The sequence below is a fragment of the Phaeobacter sp. QD34_24 genome, assembly GCF_028890115.1.
Taxonomy (GTDB): Bacteria; Pseudomonadota; Alphaproteobacteria; order Rhodobacterales; family Rhodobacteraceae; genus Phycobacter.
In genome coordinates this window covers 103,395-125,101 of sequence record NZ_JARCJD010000002.1, presented here as the reverse complement: position 1 = coordinate 125,101, position 21,707 = coordinate 103,395, and the positions used below count along the sequence as shown (strand labels likewise).

Genomic DNA, 21,707 nt, shown 5'->3' with positions numbered 1-21,707 from the left:
GGTCACAACGGCCAGATGAACGGGATGACCGCCGAGGCCAGGAGGCCGATGCTAAGGTTCAAGGGAACCCCGACCCGCAGGAAATCGGTGAACTTGTAGCCCCCCGGACCATAGACCAACATGTTGGTCTGGTAGCCGATCGGCGTCGCAAAGGAGGCCGAGGCCGCAACCATCACCGCGACCACCAGCGGGCGCGGATCCAGTCCCATCGCCTGGGCCAGGCCGATGGCGATCGGCGTCACCACCACGGCAACCGCGTTGTTGGAGACCAGCTCGGTCAGGACCGAGGTCAGAAGGTAGACCGCCCAGACCAGCAGGAAGGGCGGCAGGACCGACAGGCCCGGCGCCAGGAAGCTCACGATCAGGCTGACCGCGCCGGAACTTTCCAGCGCCGCACCGATGGCAAGCATGGAAAAGATCAATGCCAGCAACCGCCCGTCGATGAAGGAAAATGCCTCATCCGCGTCGATGCAGCGACCGATCAGCACCAGCGCCACCGCAACAATCGACAGCATCAGGATGGGTGCCACCCCAAGTGCTGCCAGCACCACGATCCCCAGAAGCGCCGCAATCGCATAGGGCGCATGGCTGCGGCGATAGGCGCGCTGTGTCGGCTGCGAGACATCGGCCATATCCGTATCCGCGGCAAGGCGCTGAATATCCTCGGGCGCCCCTTCCAAGAGCAGCGTATCGCCGACCCTCACCACCAGATCATCCAGTTGCACGCCGATGTTCTGATTGCGCCGATGCACCGCCAGCACATAGACACCATAGCGGCGGCGCAGGCGCATGGCCCCCAGGGAACGCCCCACCAGGCGGCAGCCGGGTGTGATCAGCACCTCCACCGTCTTGGTCTCCACCGCCGAGACCTGATCGACCCGCTTCAACTCCTTGTTGCTTTGCAGGCTCAACAGCTCGGTCATCTGGGTGCGCAGGACCACCCGGTCGCCCACCTGCAGCTCAACCCCCTTCAGATTGCGCCGCAGCGAGACATCGCCGCGAATGACGTCGATCAGGCGCACGCCGGGCCGTTTGAACAGTTGAACGCCGGTGACCTCGCGGCCGATCAGGTTGCTTTCCGGAGGGATCACCGCCTCGGTGAAGAACTTCATCTTGGAGCGGTCGCTCAGCAGATTGGCAAGGTTGTCGCGGTCCGGCAGCAGCCGCGGCGAGATGAAGCGCAGGTAGATCATGCCCCAGACCACCAGGATCAACCCCAGTGGCGTCACCTCGAAGATGGTGAAGGGCGCCAGACCCTGCGCGCGGGCCACACCATCGACCAAGAGGTTCGTCGAGGTGCCGATCAGCGTCAATGTGCCCCCCAGAATGGCCGCATAGCTGAGCGGGATCAGCATCTTTGAGGCAGAGACACCCAGCGTGCGGGAGATCTGTACAAAGACCGGGATCATCACAACGACAACCGGCGTGTTGGAGACGATGGCCGAAGCGCCCACCACGAAGCCCATCAACATGGCAACGGCCAGCTTCGGGTTCACCTCGGCCTGTTTGCGCGCGCTCTGGGTGAAGGCATCCAACGCGCCTGTGCGCACCAAGGCGCCCATGATGATGAACATGGCCGCAATCGTCCAGGGCGCCGGGTTGGACAGCACCGGCAGGGCAGCATCATAGGGAAGCACCCCCGTCACCAGCATCAGCGATACGCCCGCCAGCGCCACAACTTCGGTCGGGTAGCTTTCCTTCAGGAAGGCCAGGAACATCGCCGCGACGATCAAGAGCGCAAGAATGGCGCTACCGTTTTCCGCGATTTGAAATGACTGCATATCGGGCAATAGACTCACATTCGTTGCGCAGGGTGGACCCCGGCGATCAAGACACGCCGGCGCCGAGTTTTCCCGATCGGAAATGGAGAGGCAAGGGCTTCAGCATCCTTGCCGGATCCAAACTCGAAATCGGGATGAATTTACGGCAAAGCGCCAATTGGCGGAACAGACGTCTTCGCGATCAGGCTTGCGGCCCGGCGTCTTGCAACAGGCCACCATTGCGCACCATTCGGATCTCCTTGGCGGCACCGGTCCTGTCGTCGGTTTCGATGAAAACCCCCGACAAGGTTGCCTCCCCATTTGCCGGGGTAAATCGGCTTTTCGGCATTCCGGTCAGGAAACGGCGCATCGGTTCTGCCTTTTCCATACCGATCACAGAATCATAATCGCCGCACATGCCCGCATCCGTCAGGTACCCGGTGCCCCCTGCCAGGATCTGCGCATCCGCAGTCGGCACATGGGTGTGGGTGCCAACAACCAGGGACGCCTTGCCATTGCAGAAATGTCCCATCGCCATCTTTTCAGAGGTGGCCTCGCAGTGCATGTCCACGATCACCGCCTGGGCCAACCCGCCGCGCGGATGGGACTTCAGCACGCCTTCGACCGCCCCGAATGGATCATCATAGGCGCGTTTCATGAAAACCTGGCCCAGCGCCTGGGTCACCAGAACCTTGCGCCCTCCGGCGGCATTGAACAGCCGGTGCCCCCGCCCCGGCGCCCCCTTGGCAAAGTTGATGGGCCGGATGATGCGCGGCTCCTTCTCGATGAACTGCAGCATGTCCTTTTGATCAAAGGCATGATCACCCAGCGTCAGGCAATCCGCCCCCGCATCCAGCAGCAGCTTTGCGTGATCGCCGCTCAGCCCCATGCCATTGGAGGCATTCTCGCCGTTGACCACCACGAAATCGAGCCGCCACTCCTTGCGCAGGCGCGGCAGGTTCTCGGTGATGGCGCGGCGCCCGGCGCGGCCCATCACATCGCCCAGAAACAGTATTCTCATGCCCTCTCTCCTAGGCCTCGAAGCGGATGGGAGCAAGCCCCGCCACGGCGGCAGCATGGGGTCTCGGCGCGAAATGACGTCACATTTTCCGGCATTCAGCGCCGAAACTGCAGGATGCGGCTTTCCGTCACCACCATGTCGAGCGGCTGATCGGTCGCTTCCAGCGGCAGGTTGTCGGCCTCCTGCGCATCAAAGGCAAAGCCGATCGCCAGGGTCGCCCGGCGCGCGCGCAGCTGTTGCAGCGTGCGATCATAGAAGCCGCCACCATAGCCCAGGCGACCGCCGGACGCATCAAAGGCCACCAGCGGCACGATCACGATCTCGGGCTCGAAAAAGTCATCCACCTCAGGCACCCTGGCGCCAAACGGCCCGTCGCGCAGCGCGCCCTCCGGCTGCCAGCGGCTGAACCGCAGCGGCAGCCCCTCGCCTTCAATCACCGGCAGGCCGACATCGCCATGGGCGGCGGCCTCGGCCATGGCGGGCAAGGGATCGATCTCGGTGCGGATCGGCATGTAGCCTGCCAGCGGCACGCCGCGGTATCCGGCCAGCACCTCGGACAGGTGCCCGGCCGCCCCCGGCTTTTTCATCTCAAACGCCGCCTTGCGCCGCGCAAAGGCGGCCTTGCGGGCGCCTGCCTTGATCTGAGCAAGATCCGTCATTCACTCCTCCCGCAAAGGTCTTCAGAGCTACAAGAGTACCAGCGCCGCAAGGCCGAGGAAGGCAAAGAAGCCCACCACATCGGTCACCGTGGTCACAAAGGCACCAGAGGCCAGCGCCGGATCGACGCCGACCTTTTCCAGAATAACCGGCACCGCCGTCCCGGCCAGACCGGCGACGACCAGATTGATCACCATCGCGACGCTGATCACCGCGCCAAGCATGGGGGAGCCGAACCAGACGATCCCGACCACCCCCATGACCACCGCGAATATCAGCCCGTTGACCAGCCCGACCAAGGCTTCGCGCCGGATCACCCGCCAGACGTTGGAGCCGGTAAGGTCGCGTGTTGCCAGCGCCCGCACCGCAACCGTCAGCGATTGGGTGCCGGCGTTCCCGCCCATCGAGGCCACGATCGGCATCAGCACCGCAAGGGCAACAAACTGCGCGATGGTCGCCTCGAACAGCGCGATCACCATCGAGGCCAGCACCGCCGTCACCAGATTGACCGCCAGCCAGGGAAAGCGCCGCTTGGTGGTGTTGATCACCCGGTCCGACAGGCTGCCCTCGCCGACACCGGCCAGGCGCAGGATGTCCTCTTCGTGTTCCTCATCCAGCACCACCATGGCGTCGTCGATGGTGATGACGCCGACCAGCCGCCCCTCGTCATCCACCACGGGGGCCGAAATCAGGTGGTACTGGTTGAAGGCATAGGCGACATCCTCTTCATCCTGATCGGCGGGGATCACCTGAAAGGTCTCTTCCAGGAGGTCCACCAGCGGCACATCCCGGCGCGAGGACATGATCCGCCCCAGCGTCACATTGCCCACGGGATGCAGGCGCGGATCGACCACCACCACGTGATAGAACTGCGCTGGAAGATCGGAACGCTCGCGCATGAAATCAATGGCTTGCCCCACGCTCCAGTGTTCCGGGGCCATCACCACTTCGCGCTGCATCAGACGGCCGGCCGAACTCTCTGGATAGCTCAGCGATTGTTCGACCGCGATCCTGTCGGAATCCTCCAGCACCCCCAGGATCGCCTCCTGCTGCGGCTCTTCCAGGTCCTCGAGCAGATCGACCACGTCGTCGCTGTCCAGGTCGCGCACCGCCTCGGCCAGAACCTGAGGCGTCAGGACCGCGATCACCTCTTCGCGAATCGACTCGTCCAGTTCAGACAGAATGTCACCGTCGAATTCACGATCATAAAGGCGGATCAGACGGGCGCGATCAAAGGCGTTGATCTGCTCCAGAAGGTCGGCGATATCGGCCGCATGCAGCGGCTCCATCAGGTCCGCAAGGCGAGCCTGATCGTTGGTATCCACCGCATAGAGGATCTGCGCCACATGCTTGCGATCCAGCGTGTAGGCATCCTCCTGCACGATGTCGGATCCGCTGATCTCGTCGCCTCTGCTCATGCGCTGCCTCCTTGGTGCCGGTTGTTTCATGAATAGAAGAAGCAGCTACCGAAAAACAATGACAATGACGGAATTTACCCCCAGCCTCGTCGCGCATATCCTGTGACTGGTCACCCTGCGCGAAAGGACACCTGCAGATGAACACAAGACCCATGCCTGATACCCGCACAGAGCATATTCTACGCGGTCAGGTCCTGTCCTTCGCGCAAAACCCCTTTGATGCCGCCGCCCCGGACGAGGCCGCCACCCTGCATGAAGCCGTCGCGTTGCAGAACGGTGTGGTGACCGCCCTGGGAGCCTTCGCGGATCTGCAACACCGCTTCCCCCAGGCCCAGGTCCACGATCACAGGGACAAGCTGATCCTGGCCGGCTTTGTCGATGCCCATGTCCATTATCCGCAAACCGCGATCATCGCCAGTTGGGGCAAGCGGCTGATCGACTGGCTGAACAGCTACACCTTCCCCGAGGAAATGCGGTTCAAAGACCGCGCCTACGCCGATGAGGTCGCCGCGCGCTATCTGGATCTGACGGCGGCCCATGGCACCACCACGGTCTGCAGCTATTGCACCATCCACCCCGAAAGCGTCGATGCCTTCTTTTCCGCCGCCCAGGCCCGCGGGCAACGGGTGGTGGCGGGCAAGACCTGTATGGACCGCAACGCGCCCGAGGGCCTGCGCGACACGCCCCAATCCGCCCATGACGACAGCGCCGCATTGATTGCCCGCTGGCACGGGGTGGACCGCCTTGAATATGCGATCACGCCGCGGTTCTCTCCCACCTCGACGCCAGAGCAGCTGGAAGCGATGGGTGCGCTTTGGGCCGCCAATCCGGACTGCCTGATGCAGACCCACCTGAGCGAGCAGACGGATGAGATCGCCTGGGTCAAAGACCTGTTCTCGAAGGCGCGGGACTACCTGGACACCTACGAGAGCTTCGGCCTCTTGGGCGCGCGCGGGGTTTATGGCCATGCCATCCACCTGGAGCCGCGCGAACGGGACCGCCTTCGCGAACACGGCGCGGCTCTGGTGCATTGCCCCACATCGAATACCTTCATCGGCTCGGGTCTCTTTGACATGGGTGGGTTGATGGCCGAGGGGCAGCGTATCGGCCTTGCCACGGACACCGGCGGCGGCTCCAGTTTTTCCATGCTGCGCACCATGGCGGCGGCCTATGAGATCGGCCAGCTGCGCGGAACGCCCCTGCATGCGGCAGAGCTGCTGTGGCTGGCCACGCAAGGGTCGGCCCGGGCGCTGCGGCTCGATGACAAGATCGGCAATATCGCACCGGGCATGGAGGCGGACCTCGTGGTGCTGGATCTCGCCTCAACCCCCGCGATCGCCCAGCGCGCGGCCAGGGCAAATGACATTTGGGAAGCCACCTTTGCCACGATCATGATGGGCGATGACCGGGCCATATCCGAGGTCTGGATCGGCGGCCAAAAGATCTGAGATCAGCCCTGCTCTGCCAGGGCGCGGGCGAGCCGCCCGTGACGTTCCAGCAGGTGCGGCAGGTCGATGCTGGTGACCTCACCGCCCGAGATGATCTGACGCCCTTCGACGAAAAGGTGCTTCACTTGGCTCGGCCCCGCCAGTAAAAGCGCCGCCGGATCCCAGCTGCCGCTGGAGGCAACGCCACTCACATCCCAGACCGCCACATCGGCGCGTTTGCCAGGGGCAAGCCGTCCGCAATCGGGGCGCCCCAGGATGTCGGCACCGCCACGGGTGGCGATCTCCAGCGCCTCATAGGCGCTCATGGCGTCGGCACCGTTTGCCACCCGCTGCAACAGCATCGCCTGACGCGCCTCGCCGATCAGGCTGGCCATGTCGTTGCTGGCAGAGCCATCCACCCCCAGCCCAACCGGAACACCCGCATCGCGCATCCCCCGTACCGGGGCGATACCGCTGCCAAGGCGACAGTTGGAACAGGGACAATGGGCGACGCCGGTGCGGGTGCGCGCGAAAAGATCGATCTCCGCCGCATCCAGTTTCACGCAATGTGCATGCCAGACGTCATCTCCGGTCCAGCCCAGCTCCTCGGCGTATTGGCCGGGGCGGCAACCGAACTGCGCCTCGGAATAGGCGATATCCTCGTCGTTTTCCGCCAGATGGGTGTGCAGCATCACCCCCTTGTCGCGCGCCAGCAGGGCGGCATCGCGCATCAACTCGCGGCTGACCGAGAAGGGAGAGCACGGCGCCAGCCCGACCCGGCACATGGAGCCTTCGCTGGCATCATGGAACCCGTCCACCACCCGGATCATGTCCTCCAGGATAGCGCCTTCCTCTTCGACCAGGCTATCGGGCGGCAGGCCGCCCTTGCTTTCGCCGATGCTCATGGCGCCACGGGTGGGATGGAACCGCAGGCCGACCTCGTGGGCGGCATGAATGGTATCTTCCAGCCGGGATCCGTTTGGATAGAGGTAGAGGTGATCGGAGCTGAGCGTGCAGCCCGACAGCGCCAGTTCCACCAACCCCAGCTGCGCCGAGACGAACATCTCCTCCGGGCCGAAGCGCGCCCAGATCGGGTAGAGCCGCTGCAGCCAGCCGAACAGTAGCGCATCCTGCGCGCCGGGAACGGCGCGGGTGAGGTTCTGATAGAGATGGTGATGGGTATTGACGAGGCCCGGCGTCACCACGCAGCCCGCCCCCGAAACGATCTGCCCAAAGGTCTGCAGCCCCTGCCCCACTGCCGCGATCTGCCCGTCCCGGATCAGGACGTCGGCATCGTGCAAGACGCGAGCATCGTCATCCATGGTGATGACGGTCTGGGCATTCTGAATCAGGGTTTCCTGCATGGTTTCACACTCCGATATCGCCCGTTTCGGTGGTGAAGTGTGAAGAAGGTCCGACAGAATACGGGCAAAGGACTCGGGCCTGCCCTCAGCTATAGCCCGGCATCCAGCCTGCGCTCAAGCCTGTTTCAACCGCCCTGCAGCAAGCCCAGCGCCTGCGCATGCAGCTCCTTGTTCGCCGCCGCCAGAACCTGCCCGCCATCATGAGCCGGGCCACCCTGCCAATTGGTGACAATGCCGCCTGCGGCTTCGATCACCGCGATGGGCGCCTGGATGTCATAGGCGTTGAGCCCCGCCTCGATCACCAGATCGATATGGCCGGCGGCCAGCAGCGCATAGGCATAGCAATCCATGCCGTAGCGGGTCAGCTTAACCTGTGCCGCGACGCGTTCGAACCCGGACCGCTCGTCCGGGGTCCCTACTTCCGGAAAGGTGGTAAAAAGGATCGCCTGGTCCAGTGCCGCGCCCTGCCGGGTTGCCAGCGCACAGGTCCCATGCGGCCCCGACATCTGCGCATGGTCGGCACAGCCGACAAATCGCTCTCCGGTATAGGGCTGGTCGATCACGCCCAGAACCGGACCGGTCGCATCGGACAGCGCGATCAAGACACCCCAGGTCGGTGTGCCGCTGATGAAGCCACGGGTGCCGTCGATCGGGTCCAGAACCCAGGTGCGGCCAGAGCGGCCCTCGACTGCGGGAAACTCTTCCCCCAGGATCCCGTCCTCGGGGCGCAATTCGGCCAGAACGGCGCGCATGGCCTGTTCGGCATCGCGGTCGGCCACGGTCACAGGGTCAAACCCGGCTGCGAGCTTGTTGTCGGCACCAAGGCCAGGCTTTCGGAAATGGGGGAGGATCACCGCGCCGGCGGCATCTGCCAGCCGCTGCGCCACATCAAGATCAGAGGGAGATTTATCGGTCATGATCCAGCGGGTGCCATCGCACCCCGCCGGATACAACAAAAAAGACCCCTCAGGGGTCTTTTCTCTTTCAGGCTGCGTCGCTCAGAACACGGGCCAGTTCAAACAGGCGCCTGCGCTGGTTTTCCGGGATCGCATAATAGGAGCGCACCAGATCCAGGGCTTCCTTGTCGCCCATCAGATCCTCGGGAACCGAGCTCTTCTCCGCCGCCGCTTTGCCCTCTTCTTCGAGACCGTCGAAGAAGAAGCTGACCGGAACCTCCATCGCGTCAGAAATATCCCACAGCCGCGATGCGCTGACCCGGTTGGCACCGGTTTCATACTTCTGAATCTGCTGGAACTTGATCCCGACCTTTTCGGCCAGTTGCTGCTGTGTCATACCAATCAGCCAGCGCCGGTGACGGATCCGTTTACCGACATGCACATCTACTGGATGAGCCATGTGCCATCTCCTAGTTATACCAAAGTAGTTCGCGCCAAGGTTGCCGCGACAATTGCCAAATCCGTCAGGATACCAACACTGATCCGAACAATCGGACCACCCCAAACCGCGACACTGGTTCAACCTCATGGCCGACCTTACGACCTCCACGGTTGAATTCAAGCCTCCCAAGGTAGAGCTGAGAGTCGAAGACATCCAAATACATGATTTCACGTGTCATTTTGTCATGTTAATTTGAACAATAACATATGAAATATCCCCTCCCCATAAATAGCGAGGTGAAATTGCGCGACCTGTTGTCGAACAGTCACGCATCGAATCACCAACGCGCGCCGCATCTACGAGGACACCATGCAGGCCTTCCAAGTGACCGCCTTTGACACCCCCCCAACGCTCATCTCTGTCGACTGCCCGCCCCCCGGCGCAGGCCAGATCTCGGTGCGAATTGCGGCCTGTGGCTTGAACTTCGCGGACCTTCTGATGATGAAAGGCACCTACCAGGATACGCCCGCGCTGCCCTTTGTGCCGGGGCTCGAAGTGGCCGGGACCGTGACCGCCCTGGGTGACGCGGTTGCGGGGCTGTCTCTTGGCGACCGCGTCGCAGTCTATGGCGGCCAGGGCGGCCTTGCCGAAGAAGGCGTCTTTGACGCAAACCGCGCCGTGCGCATTCCCGATAACATGTGCTTTGAAGACGCCGCGGCAATGCTGATCGCCTATGGTACCAGCCTCGTGGCCCTTGACCATTGCGCCCGCCTGCAACCCGGAGAGACGCTGCTGGTCACAGGCGCTGCGGGCGGCGTCGGCCTGACGGCCGTGGAAATCGGCAAGCTGATGGGCGCACGCGTCATCGCCCATGCGCGTGGTGCCGACAAGCTGGAGGTCGCCCGCAAGGCCGGAGCCGATCACCTGATTGACGACAGCGAGGATCTGCGCAGTATCGTCAAGGAACTGGGCGGCGCTGATGTGGTCTATGACGCGGTTGGCGGCCCGGTCTGGAAGGCCGCCTTTCGCGCCACCAACCCCGGCGGGCGCCTGCTGCCGATCGGCTTTGCCAGCGGCGAGGTTCCGCAGATCCCGGCCAATCATCTGCTGGTCAAGAACCTGACGGTGATCGGTTTTTATATCGGCGGCTACCTGAAGGCGCGGCCCGAGGTGATCCAGACCGCCTTTGCCACCCTGTTCGACTGGTACAGTGCAGGCCGGATCAAACCGCATATCAGCCATGTCCTGCCCCTGGCACAGGCGGCAGAGGGCCTGGAGCTGCTGCGCAGCCGCGCCTCGACCGGCAAGGTGATCATCACCCCCTAGGGCCTCCCCCGGATCAGCTGGCTGCGCGCAACGGGGCCCGGCGCAAAGCGGCAAAGCCCTGGCGGAGGATATCTGCCAGATCGCTCACATATGCGGCCCGAACGCGATCGGCGCCATAAAGATTGATCTGCTGCACCGGCAATTCGGGCAGGACATCACCGTGATCGATGATCTCCTGATGCCCGGGCTGGGTGCCCTCCAGCAGGACGCCGATGGCCAGATCGGCGCTGACGGTCGCCTCGACCGTGCGGTCGGATTCACTGTCCACCGCCATGTCCCACTCGATCCCGGCCTCATCCAGCGCCGCCGTGGCCGAGGCGCGGAAGATACAATTGCGGCAAAACCCCAGCCGCAGGGGGCGATGACGCCAGGCCGACCCATCGGCGGCCCCGATCCAACGCAATGGCATTTCGTGGATTGCCTCGCCGCCCTCGCCCGCCGTGCCTTCGGTCGTCAGAATAAGATCATAGGCCCCCTTGGCAAAGCCCGCCTTCAGATCGCGGGTGTTTGAGGTCACCAGGTTGACGCTGACCCGTGGGAAGGTCGCGTTGAACCGCTGCAGGACGCGCGGGATCACCGGGTAGACCACATCATGGGGCACCCCCAGGACCACCTCGCCCTCAAAGGCCTGGTCGGTCAGCCGGGTGATCACCTCGTCATTGAGCGCCACCATGCGGCGGGCATAGCCCAAGAGCTGCTCCCCCGCCGGGGTCAGCGCAATGCTGCGCCCCGACCGATCCAGCAGCTCCAGCCCCAGCAGCTCCTCAAGCCGCTTCAGCTGCATGGAGACCGCAGACTGGGTCAGATGCAGAAACCCCGCCGCCCGTGTCACACCGCCATTGTCCGCCACCGCCACGAAAGAGCGCAGCGTCGTAAGATCCAGATTTCGAGCCATCACTATCCCTGATGCTAAGTATCAAAAACATTCGTTTTCAAAATAAATCACACTCCCCCATATACATCAACAGAAATGATGAACGAATGAGAAACCATCACAATACCAGAAAAGGACACAAGACATGACCTACGTGACACTTTCCGCTCCCCGCCGCAGATCCCGCATCGGCCTGTCCGCGCGCCTGGCCACGACCTTTGCCCTGATCCGCCAACGGCGTGACCTGGCCAAACTGGATGACGCCGCCCTGCTGGACATCGGTGTCAGCCGCGCCGCGGCACAGAGTGAAGCCAAACGCCCGTTCTGGGATGCGCCGGCGTCGTGGCTGCGCTGAACAGGGCCTTTCACATGACACCACCGGCCTGAAGGTGCATCATTGATTTGATGCGCCTTTTCATGTTTTTGCTGTGAATCTTTTTGTCCCGGCCTTGAACCGATTGCGCTTTGATCCGATATTCGCACAGAACGCTGTGCGCAGCCTGAAGGCTCTGATACAGCAAGGGAGAGTTTTTGAAACGGAGACCATGATACATGGCACAGTTTGACACCATTCGTTCTGCAGCAGGCGCCCGCTCTGCCGAGATCGATGCGGGCCTGCGCGCCCATATGAACAAGGTCTACGGCACGATGTCCGTGGGCACCTTCATCACATTCCTGGCAGCCTGGGCCATCGCAGGTCTCGCGGTCACATCCGATCCGTCGGGCGCAGCCGCCCAGCTCAGCGCAGACAAATACCTGACCAGCCTTGGCTATGCGATCTATGCTTCCCCGCTGAAGTGGGTGATCATGTTCGCCCCGCTGGCCTTTGTCTTTGGCTTCAGCGCCGCCATCAACCGCCTGTCGGCCGCCGCCGCACAGCTGGTGTTCTACACATTCGCGGCCGTGATGGGCCTGTCGATCAGCTCGATCTTCCTGGTCTTTACCGGTGAATCCATCGTGCAGGTGTTCCTGATCACCGCCATCGCCTTTGCGGGCCTCTCCCTGGTGGGTTACACCACCAAGAAAGACCTGTCGGCCATGGGCACCTTCCTGATCATGGGTCTGATCGGTCTGATCGTGGCCTCGATCGTGAATATCTTCCTGGCCTCCTCCGCCATGGCCTTTGCGATCTCGGTGATCGGCGTTCTGATCTTTGCGGGTCTCACCGCCTACGACACCCAGAACATCAAGAACACCTACCTCCAGATGGCCCATTCCGGCGATCAGGAGTGGCTGGGCAAGGCCGCAATCATGGGCGCCCTCAGCCTCTACCTGGACTTCATCAACCTGTTCATGATGCTGCTCCAGCTGCTTGGGAACCGCGAATAAGCGCCACAGACACCAAGAGTTCAGCAAGGGGCGGATCGGCAAGATCCGCCCCTTCTTTTTTCGCATAGCAAAGGATTTGACCCATGAAGATTTCGGATATCCCGGCCGGACAGGCAGAGCGCCTGCTGCCCCTGTTGCAGGAGCTGCATGCGCTTCACGCCGAACACCAGCCAGACCGCTACCCGGCAAACCCCAAGGACGCAGAACTGCGCGACTGGCTGTCAGACTGGCTGGACGAGGACGGCGTTCACGCCATCGGCGCCCAAAGCCCCTCTGGCGCGCTGATGGGCTACGCAATCTACCAGATCGAAGACAGACCCAGCCTGCCGATCGTGCATGGGGGAAAGCGCATCATGCTGCATCAGATCGCGGTGGAGGACCCCTTTCGCCGTTTGGGCGTCGGGAGCAGCCTGATCAAAGAAATCCAAACGCGCTGCAAAGCCATGGGGATCGAAACGCTGGTCACGACCTACGCCACGTTCAACGCAGCCTCCAGCGCGCTTATGAGCCGTATGGGGCTGGCGCCTGTCACCACGGTTGCCGAATGGAGGATGGGCGCCTGAGGGCGCCCCGACAGCTCAGGAGCAGCTCAGCCCTGTGGCCAGGGCCACGGTGCCACGGGTGCTGCCCATCACCTGTACCTCCCCTGTCGTGCTGCAACCGCTTTCGCGCGCGGCCAGCGCCTGGAATTCGGACAGTGCGATATCGGGCAGGCTGGAGATCACGCTGCGCTGTGGCGTGGTCAGCACCGCAAACCCGGCAGACCCGGACCGCACCAGATCCAGTGTCAGAAAACGCCCCTTGACCTCGACGCGCAGGCTCTGGCTGCCCGGTTTGGTCACTTTGCGGCCCGAGATTTCCGCCTCACCGAGCACGGACAGGGGCCCCGCCTCGACCGGCGCCGGGGCAGGCACCACACCGGCCACGGTCGGCTCCGGTCCGGGAACAACTGCCACTGCAAAGACCACACCACTCAAGATACGTTTGAACACCGTTAAACCCACCCGGTTCTGTTAACTCACATTAACAAGCTACCTCTGAAATGAGGCGAAAAGGCGACTATCCTTTCGTACAGTGGCACTGATCTAAAGGGCAATTTGTTCAAATTCGAACGATGGAATAACGCCCCGGATCCGGCAGCCCAGGCAGGAAACCCGCCCGCAAGAGCCCTTCAAACACGAAAAAGGGCCACGCTGTCGGCGTGACCCTTTTGATCGTCCGGGTTGGAAAATCCAGTCAGCCGATTGGGCTTACTTGATTTTGCCTTCCTTGTATTCGACGTGCTTGCGCACGACCGGGTCGTACTTACGCACAACCATTTTTTCAGTCATGGTGCGTGCGTTTTTCTTGGTCACGTAGAAGTGGCCCGTGCCCGCGGTCGAGTTCAGGCGGATCTTGATGGTCGTCGGCTTCGCCATGGTGCTTCTCCTGCGTCCGAAAAGGCAGGGGGCCTCTCGGTAAATTCCTATATGAGCGTGCGCTTTTACCTGCACTGCCCCCCAAGTCAATAGGATTCGGGGGGATATTTTGCGCAGAAGGCCTGTAAGCCGGATTCTGTCCCGGGGCATAGCCCCATAGACGACCATTCATCTGCGATACGCATTGCTGCGCACCTCTAGCTGCCAACCCGGCCCCTCTTGGCTAAAGCGTGCCTAGCGGCGGTTTCCCGTTGCCGGGACCTGCCCGCGCGGGGGCCCTATTTGGCATTGCTCCCGGTGGGGCTTGCCGTGCCACCCCTGTTGCCAGGGGCGCGGTGGGCTCTTACCCCACCGTTTCATCCTTACCATGCCCTGATCCGTTGCCGGGGGCCTGGCGGTTTCATTTCTGTGGCGCTCTCCGTCAGGTTGCCCTGCCCGGGCGTTACCCGGCACCGTTGCTTTAGGGAGTCCGGACTTTCCTCGCGGAAGGCAAGCCTTCTGCGCGGCCGTCCAGCCTTCTGCGCAAGGCAGCACCTATGCGCTCATCCAGCTGCGGTCAAGAGGATGATATGGGGAGGTCAGCCCCAGAGTTCAGCCTGCCCAAGTGGTGCGAAATCAGCGGCACAGAGCGCCCCCCTGCCCTGCGGGCGATAGCGCAGACGTACGGCCCTCAGCAAAGCCGCGTCCTCCACCGGTGCTGTATAGCCGATATCACGCGCATAGGCCCGAAACCGCGCCATATCCAGCATCTCCGGCTCCATCAGGCCAGCCCCACCGCCAGATTCCGCCCCCGGCCGTGCAAGGCCCTGCCGCGCAAGGCGCGCCCAGTCAAAGCGTGCCCCCGGATCGAATTTGCGATCCGGCGCCATGTCGGAATGCCCGATTACGCCCTCTGGCGGGATCGCCCACCGCTGCATGATACCTGCAAGCAGATCTTCCAATTGCCGCATCTGAGGCTCGGAAAACGGATGATCGCCGACATTGTCCAGCTCGATCCCGATAGAGCGCGAATTGATGTCCTGTTGCCCGCACCATTCACCGGCGCCGGCATGCCAGGCGCGCTGGTCTTCCTCGACCAGCTGCCACAGGGTGCCATCGCGCCCGATCAGGTAATGAGCGGACACCTCGGCCTCGGGATCACACAGACGCTCCAACGCGGCCTCGGCGCTTGTCATGGCGGTGTAGTGAAGCACCACGAGCTGTGGCGTCAGACCATCCCGACGGGCGGTGAAATTGGGGCTGGGCTGCCAGATGGCATCTGGGGTGCGCCCGGCCATCAGGAACCGTCGCGCAGGACCAGGCGATAGGGGGACGGATCCCAGCCACAGGCATAGCCGTCGCCATCGGGATCCAGCGCTTGGCGGTCGCGTTTCGGACCACCCGCTTCCAAAAAGGCGATCTGCGCCAGTTCCGGCGAGGCATAGCCTGCGCAATTGCGCGCCGAGCGGGATTTCAGGTTGATGCCCGAGCGGCTGTAGATTCGGTTGCCCGGCGGGTTGGAGGTGCTGAGCGCATATTGCACGATATTGGGATCGCGCTGGCCCGGCGCCACGCTGGGCAAGGCCGTGGGCTGCACCACTTGATACTGCGCCCGCTGCTGCTTCAGCCGCTCCGCATCGCTTTCGATGGTCTGACGGGAAGAGACCGCATCAAAACTGTTCTCATCGGACAGCCCCGGATTGCCGACGATTTGCGGCGCCGGGTTCGAAGGGCTGGCCTCCAGCGGCACCTGCCCCGAGTTGCTCTGCGCCGCGCTGAGGGCCGCAGCGGTTTCCCGCGCGATATCGGCGCCGGAAGACCTGTCGGCAAGAAGCCCGGCTCCGGAGACGGACCCGGCACTGCGTGGCGCAGGCGGCAGCGACGATCCGGTTGCGTCCAGCGGCTGGCCGGACACCCGGACGGGCGGGATCAGCGCATCGCCGTTGATCGTGGTGCCAAAATCGGGCGGTGCCGCGAAGGGGTCATTGTCAATCCCAACGCCGGCGGCGCTGTCCGGCACCGGCGGCGTACAGGCTGCAAGGGCCAGAAAACTGCCCGCAAAGGCGAGAGAGACGAAGACACGCATCGGGATCACCTGTTTATGGTCAACTGTAAGCTGCTCTTGTTTGCGCTCAGCTTACCACCATTTGCCCGGCTTTGCCACAAACCCGGCGGCCTGCTCCAGCGCATAGGCGGTGTTCAGCAGATCGCCCTCTTCCCAGGGACGGCCGATCAACTGCAGACCGAGCGGCAGCCCTTGCGCGTCCAGACCGGCGGGAACCGAGATCCCCGGCAGGCCCGCCAGGTTCACGGTGACGGTAAAGACGTCGTTGAGGTACATCTGCACCGGATCCGCATCGGTCATCTCGCCCAGGCCAAAGGCCGCCGAGGGCGTCGCCGGGGTCAGGATCGCGTCCACGCCTGCGGCAAAGACATCCTCGAAGTCCTTCTTGATCAGGGTGCGGACGCGACGGGCGCGGTTGTAATAGGCGTCATAGAAGCCTGCCGACAGCACATAGGTGCCGACCATCACGCGGCGCTGCACCTCGTGGCCGAAGCCCTGGGCGCGGGTCTTCTCGTACATCTCGGTGATGCCATCCCCCGCCTCCAGCGTGGCGCGGTGGCCGTAGCGCACCCCGTCATAGCGCGCGAGGTTCGAGGAGGCCTCTGCCGGGGCAATCACGTAATAGGCGGGCAGCGCGTATTTGGTGTGCGGCAGCGAGATATCGACGATCTCGGCGCCTGCGTCCTTCAGCATGGCGGTGCCATCGGCCCAGAGATTTTCGATCTCGGCGGGCATGCCCTCCATGCGGTATTCTTTCGGGATACCGATCTTCTTGCCCTTGATGTCACCAGTAAGCATGGCCTCGAAATCCGGCACGGCCAGATCGGCGCTGGTGCTGTCCTTGGGGTCATGCCCTGCCATGGCTTCGAGCATGATCGCCGCATCGCGCACCGATTTGGTCATCGGCCCGGCCTGATCCAGCGATGAGGCAAAGGCCACGATGCCCCAGCGCGAGCAGCGCCCGTAGGTGGGCTTGATGCCCACGGTGCCGGTAAAGGCCGCAGGCTGGCGGATCGAGCCGCCGGTGTCGGTGCCGGTTGCCGCAAGGCAGAGGTCCGCCGCAACAGCCGCAGCCGAGCCGCCCGAGGATCCACCCGGGGTCAGCTTTGCATCGCTGCCGTCACGCCGCCACGGGCTGACCACATCGCCATAGGCGGAGGTCTCGTTGGACGAGCCCATGGCGAATTCGTCCATGTTCAGCTTGCCCAGCATCACGGACCCCGCATCCACCAGCTTCTGCGAGACGGTGGATTCATATTCCGGCTTGAAGCCTTTCAGGATGTTCGATGCCGCCTGGCTATCGACGCCCTTGGTGCAGAAGAGATCCTTGATCCCCACCGGCAGGCCGCACATCGACGGCGCATCGCCAGCCTTGATGCGGGTATCCGCCGCCTTGGCGCGCTCCAGCGCGATCTCGGGGGTCTTGTGCACAAAAGCGTTCAGCGCATCGGCTGCGTCGATGGCCTTGAGGCAGGCTTCGGTCAGCTCGACAGAGGTGGTGTCACCCTTGCGCAGGGCATCGCGGGCCTCGGCCAGGCCCAGTTTGTTCAGATCGCTCATGTCTTACTCCACCACCTTGGGGACCGCAAAGAAACCCTCGCGGGCGTCGGGCGCATTGGACAGAACCTTGTCCTGCTGATTGCCGTCGTTCACCACATCCTCGCGCCGCTTCAGACGCTGTGGCGTGACCGAGGTCATCGGCTCGACCCCTTCCACATCCACTTCGTTCAGCTGTTCGATGAAACCCAGGATGGTGTTGAACTCGTCTGCCAGCGCAGGCAGCGCGTCCTCTTCGACCTTGATCCGGGCCAGTTTGGCCACCTTGGCGGCGGTGCTTTGGTCAATCGACATGGAAACCCTCATCTCGTCTGCCTCGGCATTTACCGTCGCACCGCCGCCACCGCAAGACTGAGGGTGCCCTTCTGCCGGATTTCTGGTGCGAATCCACAGGTCAGGTGGTTTAATCATCCTGTTTTGAGCGTTTCATTGTAAAAAGGATTGGACCTATGATCTTTACCACGGGGCCAGGGGACGACAGATTTCTCTTCCAAGACCTGCCATATGACCCTTCCGAATGGCACGACAGCGGCGGCACCGATACATTGGTCTTCAGCTGGTATATCGCTCCGGTGTCTCTTCAGATACGCGAGGTGGACGGCGGGCTGGAAGTGCGCGAATACGGCCAGACCCGCCTGTTCATTCCCCAGGAGGCGGCTGGCGTCCCGTCGGTTGAACGGTTTGAAATCGGGCCCGCCAGCTATTCCGAGCTTGACGTTTTCGCCACCCAGGAGGTCATCAGTGACCCGGCTGCGATCGCCGGCCTCAGCACAGACGGTGTCTTGACCCACCATGTTGCACTGGTTGCGGGCAGGCACGGCGAGGTCATCACGCTACGCACCCAGGATGACACATTGTTTGACAGCGGATTGAGCCAGGTCTTCGGCAATGGCGGCGCAGATCGTTTGACGGCGGCCTCTCCCCTGGCCGCCTGGCTTTATGGCGGCCAAGGCAACGACACCCTGCGCGGACACCACAACGATGACCTCCTTGCCGGGAACGCCGGGGCCGACCGCCTTTTCGGGCGCGGTGGCGATGATACGCTGAATGGCGGGCACGGCAGCGATGTTCTGCGCGGCGGGCTGGGCGATGATCGCCTGGTGGGGGACCGCTACGGCCTGGGGCTGCGCAACGGGTTTCGCGACAGGCTTGATGGTGGCGCCGGAGATGACACGCTGGTCGGCGGGCTGGATCGGGATCGCCTGACCGGAGGCAGCGGGGCCGATGCATTCGAATTTGAAATCGGCGCGGGATCCCGTCCGGATATCATTCTGGATTTTGAAGCCGGTATCGACAGCATCAGCCTGGACACCCATACGTTTCCCGGGCGCCTTCAGATCGCGCACAGAAATGGCGACAGCATCCTGAGCTTTGGAGAGCTTACCTTTGCCGTTCTGCGGGATGTAGAGCTTGATCGGGCGGATCTTGACTGGTCGACATACTGAACCACCCGACATCATCCGAGCCGGACAGCACCCCAATTGCCTTGCCGGTGATTTGCTCTGGTCAAATGCCTGGCCGATGCTAGTCTTTGCCCGGACATTTAGGGAGATTTGACATGAAAATCATCTGGCTGGGCCACGGCAGCTTCCGTTTTGAAACCGGGGACAAGGTGCTGCTGCTGGATCCCTGGCTGACCGGCAACCCGAGCCTTCCCGAAGACCAGCACGACGCCGCCATCGCGGGCGCCACCCATATCATCCTGACCCATGTGCATTTCGACCATGTGGTCGATGTTCTGCCCCTCGCCAAGAAGCTGAACATCCCGGTCGCAGGTCAATACGATCTGATGGGCTTCTGGGGCGAAACCGAAGGGGTAGAGACCATCGGCTTCAACAAGGGCGGTACTGTCGATCTGGGCGGTGTGACGCTTTCGATGGTGCCTGCGTCCCACAGTTCCACCTTTGCAACGCCCGAAGGGCCGCGCACCGGTGGGTCGGAAGTGGGATATGTGCTGCAGGCCGAGGGCAAGACAGTCTATATCTCGGGCGATACCGCGATCATGGCCGACATGGACTGGATCGGGGATTACTTCAAACCCGATGTCGGCATCCTGTGCGCAGGCGGTCATTTCACCATGGACATGAAGCAGGCAGCCTATGCGGCCAAGCGCTATTTCGACTTCAAGACGGTGATCCCCTGCCACTACAAGACCTTTCCGCTATTGGAGCAATCCGCCGAGGATCTGGTCGCGGGGCTGCCGGGCGTCGATGTGATCGAACCCGAGGTGATGACGGCGATCGAGGTCTAGACCGGCTTTTGAAACTGCGCCCGCGCACGGGCGGCCTTTTGCCTGCAATGGCAGCCCTGTGCGTGGTCATTGATCAGCCCCATCGCCTGCATGAAGGCAAAGACGGTGGTGGGGCCGACAAATTTCCAGCCGCGTTTCTTCAGCGCCTTGGACAGAGCGACGGACGCAGGACTGGTCGATTGGGTCTGCGGCTCGGGCAGGGTTTCGGGATCCGGCTCATAGCTCCAGAAAAACGCCGCCAGCGATCCGGCTTCCTCCACCAGTTCCTGTGCGCGCCGGGCATTGTTGATCACCGCTTCGATCTTGCCGCGGTGACGGATGATGCCCGCATCCTGCAGCAGCCGCTCCACGTCCTGTTCGGTAAAGGCGGCAACCTTGTCCCAATCAAATCCGCAAAAGGCAGCGCGGAAATTCTCCCGCTTGGCCAGGATGGTGCGCCAGCTGAGACCCGACTGGAAGCTTTCAAGGCAAATCTTTTCAAACAGCCGGATGTCGTCACCAACGGGGTAGCCCCACTCGGCATCATGATAGGCATCAAATTCTGGCGCAGAGGCGCTCCAGGCGCAGCGGGTCAGCCCATCTTCACTGGTCACGGTCTTATTCATCGATAATCTCCGTACAGGACAGAAGCGTGGTCAGCAGCGGCAGTTCGGGGTCACGGGACAACCGCCCCTGGCTGCGCCAGGCGATCGACAGCGCGCATTTGGCGGCGACCCATTGCAACAGACGCAGGCGATCGACACCAAAGCCCGCCGACCACAAATCCGCCAGCGCCAGGATGCGCCTTGGTTCGCGGATCAGATCCTCGCAGCCCTTGGGATGGCGAAAGGCATTGGCCAGCTCATAGCTGCGCTCCCCGACCAGCCCCTTGGCATCAAAGGCACAATAGCCCCGCCTGGCCTTGCGGATATTGTCGTGATGCAGATCTCCATGCAGCGGGCGCAGGTCCACCTGAGAGGACAGCAATTCCCGCGCCATCGACCGCGCCCTGGCCATTGCCGCGCGCAGCTGCGGGTCGCAATCCTCCGCCAGCCCCAGATCGAACAGCGCTGCGAACCGATCGGTGAGCAAAGGGTATCCCTCAGTCGGCTGAGCCGCCCCCCGATGCAGGCCCGAGGCAACGCGGAGCAACTCTTGCGCCGCTTGCAAATCATGCCCTGCACGCGCCATATCGCCCAAGGACGGGCCTTCCAGCCATTCGATCAGGGCTGCATCCGGTCGCGTGGCATAGACCTGGGCGGCGTGATCCGGGCAAGCCGCCGCTAGGAACCGGAAGCCCTGCGCCTCGCTACCCATGCCGCCTGCCCCATAGACCTTCAGGACCGCGGGTTGGCCATCGGCGCGCGTCACGGTCCAGAGGTTTGCGATTGCGGTCTGCGCAAGGGGCACCGGATCTGACACCTCAAACTGCGCCAGGAGCTGCGCGGGAGGCTCCGTTGCCCCGGTCATTCAGTCCGCTTTCCGCCGGGCGCCAAAGAAATCCTTGAGCAGCGCCGCGCTTTCCGCTTCGGCAATGCCCTCATAGACCTCGGGCGCATGGTGCGCCTGCGGATGCGAAAAGACGCAAGCGCCATGAGCCACCCCGCCCGACTTGGGATCGGAGGCGCCGTAGTACACCCGCGCGATCCGGGCCGCGGCGGTGGCAGCGGCACACATGGCGCAGGGCTCCAGCGTCACATAAAGATCAAACCCCGCCAGCCGCTCCGATCCGCGCGCGGCACAGGCAGCCCGGATGGCCAGGATCTCGGCATGGGCAGTGGGGTCGGAAAACTCGCGTGTCCGGTTGCCGGCGCGTGCCGCCACGGTTCCGTCCGGGGCGATCAGCACCGCACCCACCGGCACCTCGCCGCGCCGGGCAGCGGCGCGGGCCTCCTCCAGGGCGATGGACATATGGGAGCGAAACACCATGCCCCTCCCTGCCGC

At 63.0% G+C, this 21,707-nt stretch carries 24 protein-coding genes and 1 other RNA gene; 7 read left to right on the top strand and 18 right to left on the bottom strand.

Annotated elements, in window-relative coordinates; all coding sequences use genetic code 11:
* Nucleotides 1–2 precede the first annotated feature (2 nt).
* From PXK07_RS02285 to mgtE, 4 genes are all read right to left on the bottom strand, one after another.
* Nucleotides 3–1,781: an SLC13 family permease gene (locus PXK07_RS02285; protein WP_274846569.1), complete on the bottom strand. Its 1,779-nt coding sequence runs from the start codon at nt 1,779–1,781 to the stop codon at nt 3–5.
* 181 nt (nt 1,782–1,962) lie between these two features.
* Complete coding sequence (locus PXK07_RS02280) at nt 1,963–2,781, bottom strand: TIGR00282 family metallophosphoesterase (RefSeq protein WP_274846568.1); 819 nt, start codon at nt 2,779–2,781, stop codon at nt 1,963–1,965.
* A 95-nt stretch (nt 2,782–2,876) separates the two neighbouring features.
* A complete protein-coding gene (locus PXK07_RS02275; protein WP_274846567.1) occupies nt 2,877–3,440 on the bottom strand; it encodes a 5-formyltetrahydrofolate cyclo-ligase in 564 nt (187 codons plus the stop codon).
* Nucleotides 3,441–3,467: 27 nt separating this feature from the next.
* Nucleotides 3,468–4,856, bottom strand: coding sequence for a magnesium transporter (gene mgtE / locus PXK07_RS02270; RefSeq protein WP_274846566.1), 1,389 nt, complete (start codon nt 4,854–4,856; stop codon nt 3,468–3,470).
* Between the two features lie 137 nt (nt 4,857–4,993).
* Here mgtE and guaD point away from each other — a divergent pair, with 137 nt between their 5' ends.
* Nucleotides 4,994–6,304, top strand: coding sequence for a guanine deaminase (gene guaD / locus PXK07_RS02265; protein ID WP_274846565.1), 1,311 nt, complete (start codon nt 4,994–4,996; stop codon nt 6,302–6,304).
* Nucleotides 6,305–6,306: 2 nt separating this feature from the next.
* Here the strand turns inward: guaD and PXK07_RS02260 are convergent, their stop codons facing one another.
* The 3 genes from PXK07_RS02260 to PXK07_RS02250 form a co-directional block, all read right to left on the bottom strand.
* On the bottom strand, nt 6,307–7,647 hold the full coding sequence (locus tag PXK07_RS02260) for an 8-oxoguanine deaminase (RefSeq protein WP_274846564.1): 1,341 nt from the start codon (nt 7,645–7,647) through the stop codon (nt 6,307–6,309).
* A 125-nt stretch (nt 7,648–7,772) separates the two neighbouring features.
* The gene (hisN, locus tag PXK07_RS02255) at nt 7,773–8,564 is read right to left on the bottom strand and encodes a histidinol-phosphatase (protein ID WP_274846563.1); all 792 of its coding nucleotides are present in this window, start codon (nt 8,562–8,564) and stop codon (nt 7,773–7,775) included.
* A 67-nt stretch (nt 8,565–8,631) separates the two neighbouring features.
* Nucleotides 8,632–9,003 (bottom strand): helix-turn-helix domain-containing protein, encoded by a 372-nt coding sequence (locus PXK07_RS02250; protein WP_274846562.1) that lies wholly within the window; start codon nt 9,001–9,003, stop codon nt 8,632–8,634.
* A gap of 351 nt (nt 9,004–9,354) precedes the next feature.
* Here PXK07_RS02250 and PXK07_RS02245 point away from each other — a divergent pair, with 351 nt between their 5' ends.
* Nucleotides 9,355–10,311, top strand: a complete 957-nt coding sequence (locus PXK07_RS02245; RefSeq protein WP_274846561.1) for an NADPH:quinone oxidoreductase family protein — start codon at nt 9,355–9,357, stop codon at nt 10,309–10,311.
* A gap of 13 nt (nt 10,312–10,324) precedes the next feature.
* Here PXK07_RS02245 and PXK07_RS02240 read toward each other — a convergent pair whose 3' ends face one another.
* Entirely contained in the window at nt 10,325–11,206 is an 882-nt protein-coding gene (locus tag PXK07_RS02240; RefSeq protein ID WP_274846560.1) for a LysR family transcriptional regulator, read from the bottom strand.
* 124 nt (nt 11,207–11,330) lie between these two features.
* On the opposite strand from PXK07_RS02240, the gene PXK07_RS02235 reads away from it, so the two are divergent.
* From PXK07_RS02235 to PXK07_RS02225, 3 genes are all read left to right on the top strand, one after another.
* Nucleotides 11,331–11,540 (top strand): DUF1127 domain-containing protein, encoded by a 210-nt coding sequence (locus PXK07_RS02235; RefSeq protein ID WP_274846559.1) that lies wholly within the window; start codon nt 11,331–11,333, stop codon nt 11,538–11,540.
* 197 nt (nt 11,541–11,737) lie between these two features.
* Complete coding sequence (locus tag PXK07_RS02230; RefSeq protein WP_274846558.1) at nt 11,738–12,514, top strand: Bax inhibitor-1/YccA family protein; 777 nt, start codon at nt 11,738–11,740, stop codon at nt 12,512–12,514.
* 83 nt (nt 12,515–12,597) lie between these two features.
* The gene (locus PXK07_RS02225) at nt 12,598–13,077 is read left to right on the top strand and encodes a GNAT family N-acetyltransferase (protein ID WP_274846557.1); all 480 of its coding nucleotides are present in this window, start codon (nt 12,598–12,600) and stop codon (nt 13,075–13,077) included.
* A 15-nt stretch (nt 13,078–13,092) separates the two neighbouring features.
* Here the strand turns inward: PXK07_RS02225 and PXK07_RS02220 are convergent, their stop codons facing one another.
* The 7 genes from PXK07_RS02220 to gatC form a co-directional block, all read right to left on the bottom strand.
* The gene (locus PXK07_RS02220; protein WP_274846556.1) at nt 13,093–13,506 is read right to left on the bottom strand and encodes a hypothetical protein; all 414 of its coding nucleotides are present in this window, start codon (nt 13,504–13,506) and stop codon (nt 13,093–13,095) included.
* Between the two features lie 258 nt (nt 13,507–13,764).
* Entirely contained in the window at nt 13,765–13,932 is a 168-nt protein-coding gene (gene rpmG, locus PXK07_RS02215; RefSeq protein WP_007814563.1) for a 50S ribosomal protein L33, read from the bottom strand.
* 109 nt (nt 13,933–14,041) lie between these two features.
* An RNA gene (rnpB, locus tag PXK07_RS02210) (RNase P RNA component class A) lies at nt 14,042–14,454 on the bottom strand.
* A 56-nt stretch (nt 14,455–14,510) separates the two neighbouring features.
* The gene (locus PXK07_RS02205; RefSeq protein WP_274846555.1) at nt 14,511–15,209 is read right to left on the bottom strand and encodes an N-acetylmuramoyl-L-alanine amidase; all 699 of its coding nucleotides are present in this window, start codon (nt 15,207–15,209) and stop codon (nt 14,511–14,513) included.
* Nucleotides 15,209–15,997, bottom strand: a complete 789-nt coding sequence (locus PXK07_RS02200; RefSeq protein ID WP_274846554.1) for a hypothetical protein — start codon at nt 15,995–15,997, stop codon at nt 15,209–15,211. Before PXK07_RS02200 ends, PXK07_RS02205 begins: the two co-directional genes overlap by 1 nt.
* Nucleotides 15,998–16,048: 51 nt before the next feature.
* Nucleotides 16,049–17,536, bottom strand: a complete 1,488-nt coding sequence (gene gatA / locus PXK07_RS02195; protein ID WP_274846553.1) for an Asp-tRNA(Asn)/Glu-tRNA(Gln) amidotransferase subunit GatA — start codon at nt 17,534–17,536, stop codon at nt 16,049–16,051.
* A 3-nt stretch (nt 17,537–17,539) separates the two neighbouring features.
* Entirely contained in the window at nt 17,540–17,827 is a 288-nt protein-coding gene (gatC, locus tag PXK07_RS02190; protein ID WP_274846552.1) for an Asp-tRNA(Asn)/Glu-tRNA(Gln) amidotransferase subunit GatC, read from the bottom strand.
* 155 nt (nt 17,828–17,982) lie between these two features.
* Between gatC and PXK07_RS02185 the strand changes: the two genes are divergently transcribed.
* Entirely contained in the window at nt 17,983–18,978 is a 996-nt protein-coding gene (locus PXK07_RS02185; protein WP_274846551.1) for a calcium-binding protein, read from the top strand.
* Between the two features lie 113 nt (nt 18,979–19,091).
* Nucleotides 19,092–19,784, top strand: coding sequence for a metal-dependent hydrolase (locus tag PXK07_RS02180; protein WP_274846550.1), 693 nt, complete (start codon nt 19,092–19,094; stop codon nt 19,782–19,784).
* On the opposite strand, the gene PXK07_RS02175 is transcribed toward PXK07_RS02180, so the two are convergent.
* Genes PXK07_RS02175 through PXK07_RS02165 form a run of 3 tightly spaced genes read right to left on the bottom strand, consistent with a single transcriptional unit; the run spans nt 19,781 to nt 21,692 of the window.
* Entirely contained in the window at nt 19,781–20,389 is a 609-nt protein-coding gene (locus PXK07_RS02175) for a DNA-3-methyladenine glycosylase I (protein WP_274846549.1), read from the bottom strand. The genes PXK07_RS02180 and PXK07_RS02175 overlap by 4 nt on opposite strands.
* On the bottom strand, nt 20,382–21,233 hold the full coding sequence (locus PXK07_RS02170; protein ID WP_274846548.1) for an aminoglycoside phosphotransferase family protein: 852 nt from the start codon (nt 21,231–21,233) through the stop codon (nt 20,382–20,384). The genes PXK07_RS02175 and PXK07_RS02170 overlap by 8 nt, the downstream gene beginning before the upstream one ends.
* A complete protein-coding gene (locus tag PXK07_RS02165; RefSeq protein WP_274846547.1) occupies nt 21,234–21,692 on the bottom strand; it encodes a nucleoside deaminase in 459 nt (152 codons plus the stop codon). It abuts the gene before it with no gap.
* Between the last annotated feature and the right edge of the window lie 15 nt (nt 21,693–21,707).